The organism is Kiritimatiellia bacterium, assembly GCA_028715905.1.
Classification (GTDB): Bacteria; Verrucomicrobiota; Kiritimatiellia; order JAAZAB01; family JAAZAB01; genus JAQUQV01.
Genome location: JAQUQV010000137.1, coordinates 1 through 2,652 on the forward strand (window position 1 = coordinate 1; position 2,652 = coordinate 2,652).

Here is a 2,652-nt window from a genome sequence, read left to right on the forward strand (position 1 = left end):
CAGGCTAAAATCAAAACTATGCTGTTTGTTCCCAATACAAGCTGATATCTGGTTCTGAGGATAGATTAATTCGAGAGGTTGATGAATGCCACGGACCCGCTTGTTCTGCAGATGGCTTAATGGTTACCGGCAGGCAAATACGGCCGTATCCGACCCTGATATGGACTAATTTGGCGTTTTTATGTTAAAATGTCAACAAAAAAGCAGTTTTTTTTCGCTTGTAGACCCCGTCGTTTTTATGTATTTTTAAAAAACCTTTATAAGCATTGAATCATTTGCGCAAGCTGCAGCTATCATGGCGGACAAGAAAAGAATACTGGTGATTGAAGACGAGGCTGATTTCCGGATGATGCTGCGCGTCCGTCTGGAAGCTAATAACTACGAGGTGAGCGAAGCGGAAGACGGCGCCATCGGGTTGGAAAAAGCCCGCAAGACCGGCCCCGACCTGATCATTCTTGACGTGATGCTGCCGAAGATGGACGGCTACAAGGTGGCCCGCTTGCTGAAATTTGACGAAAAGCGCCGGAGCATTCCCATTGTCATGATGACGGCGCGCACCCAGCAGAGCGACCGGGAAACCGGCATGGAAGTCGGGGCCGACGCTTACCTGACCAAGCCATATAAGCCGGAAGAAATGCTGGAAGTCGTGGCCAGACTGCTGGCAGGGAAAGGCGCCGGTTGAAAGTCGCCGGTCTCAAGTCAAAGGTCAACCGCCGCGCGACTTGCGGCTTTTTTGAATAATGAACTCAACCAATGTATCGCAGACAAATGATGAACTGGCCACGCGGTTGTTGGCCAAGGGATTGCTTGGCGAAGAAACGCTTAAAAAGGCGATCGCCCTCAGCAAGGCGACGCGCGAACTGCTGGCGGAAGTGCTGGTCAACCTGGATATGCTCCCGAAACAAACCGTTTATGAAGAGTTGGCCGGCATTTATGGAGTTCCTTTCGTTGATCTGGAAACATATAACTTCAGCCAGTCGGTGGTATCGTTGATTGACGAGAAACTGGCCCGGGAACTGGAGGTTTTTCCGCTTTTTTCCATCGGGAATACGTTGACCATAGCGCTGGCCGATCCCGGCGATATCACTGTCATTGACCGGGTTGCCGCCGCGCTCCCCCAGTTGGTGGTGGAAACGTGCCTGGCCGCGCGCAAGGACCTGCACGAGGCGATTAATCGCGTCTATTCCGGGCACGAGGAGTTCAAAAAATTAATGGACCGGATGGGGGAGGAATCCATCCCGGGCGGGCCGGCCGTCAAAACGCAGGAAAGCGCCCTGCAGAGCAGCAAGTCGCCGGTCAGCCAGCTGGTTGACATGATCGTGTCGCATGCCGTGCGCGACCGCGCCAGCGACATCCATATTAATCCCGGCGAGGGCCAGTTGAAAATCCGTTTCCGGATAGACGGAATATTGTATGATGTGCCGCCGCCGCCGAAGTATCTCCATCCTTTTATCGTTTCCCGCATCAAGGTCATCAGCAATATGGACATTGCCGAAAGCCGGCTCCCCCTGGATGGTCATTTCCAGGCCGTTATTGACGGCCGGAACATTGAAACGCGCGTTTCCAGCATGCCCACGACGAACGGCGAAAGCATGGTCATCCGTCTCTTTGACACGCGCGCTATGGCGATCCCGCTTGAAAACATGGGAATTACCGAGCGCCAGCTGGCGCTGGCGGAAAAATTTATCCGCCAGCCGCACGGCATGATCGTGGTTACCGGCCCGACCGGCTCGGGAAAATCAACCACCTTGTACGCGATGCTCACCAAGGCCAGATCGCCGGAGCGCAATATTATCACCATTGAGGACCCGGTTGAACGCCGCATTGAAACGGTCAGCCAGATCCAGGTCAACGAAAAAGCGGGCTTGACCTTTGCCGCGGCCCTGCGCAGCATTTTGCGCCATGATCCGGACGTTATCATGGTCGGGGAAATCCGCGACCAGGAAACCGCCCAGCTGGCGGTGCGCGCGGCTTTGACCGGGCATCTTGTGTTTTCCACCATTCACACCAACGACGCGCCGGGCGCGATCACCCGCCTGATCAACATGAACGTTGAACCTTTCCTGGTCGCTTCCTCGCTCGCAGGCATCATTGCCCAGCGATTGGTGCGGTGCATCTGCGCGGAATGCAAGGAGCCGTTTGCCGTGCCGGAGAGCTTGAGCCGGCGTTTGTCCGCCGCGGGGGGTGTGGCCTTGCCCGAAAACGCGTGGCATGGCAAGGGGTGCAAGCACTGCCGCGATACGGGTTATCGCGGCCGCATCGCCGTCTTTGAAATCATGGGCATGACGCCGGAACTGATGGAAATGATCGTTGCCAACGTGCCGACCGCCGCTTTGCGCGAGCAGGCGCGCAAGGAAGGCATGGCCAGCATGCTGGAGGACGGGCTGGAAAAGGTCGGCCGGGGCGTTACGACCCTTGAGGAAGTTCTGCGCATTTCCGTCCTGGAGAACGCGGCTGATATTGTTTTGCCGGAGATGCGGAAACCGGAGAAAAAAACGCCGGCCGAAGCCGCGGAAATTCCCAGGGAACAGGGCTGTGTTACCCGTGGTGGTAACACAGGCTGAATCAAGAAGATAGAAAATAAAACTGGACAATCCGGAATCTGTCTGCTATTGCTTTCCGGCATGAATACAAACACTTGGAAGCAGTATG

General features: G+C 55.4%; 2 protein-coding genes. Both read left to right on the forward strand.

Annotation, left to right across the window (positions count from 1 at the left end; genetic code table 11):
* Positions 1-295: 295 nt before the first annotated feature.
* Entirely contained in the window at positions 296-682 is a 387-nt protein-coding gene (locus tag PHP98_12230; GenBank protein MDD5484396.1) for a response regulator, read from the forward strand.
* A gap of 58 nt (positions 683-740) precedes the next feature.
* Positions 741-2,564: a GspE/PulE family protein gene (locus tag PHP98_12235; GenBank protein MDD5484397.1), complete on the forward strand. Its 1,824-nt coding sequence runs from the start codon at positions 741-743 to the stop codon at positions 2,562-2,564.
* The last annotated feature ends 88 nt before the right edge of the window (positions 2,565-2,652 follow it).

Bases quoted from the DNA above. Each gene is read 5' to 3' on its own strand.
- PHP98_12230 (MDD5484396.1), top strand. From the start codon at position 296: ATGGCGGACAAGAAAAGAATACTGGTGATTGAAGACGAGGCTGATTTC.
- PHP98_12235 (MDD5484397.1), top strand. From the start codon at position 741: ATGAACTCAACCAATGTATCGCAGACAAATGATGAACTGGCCACGCGG.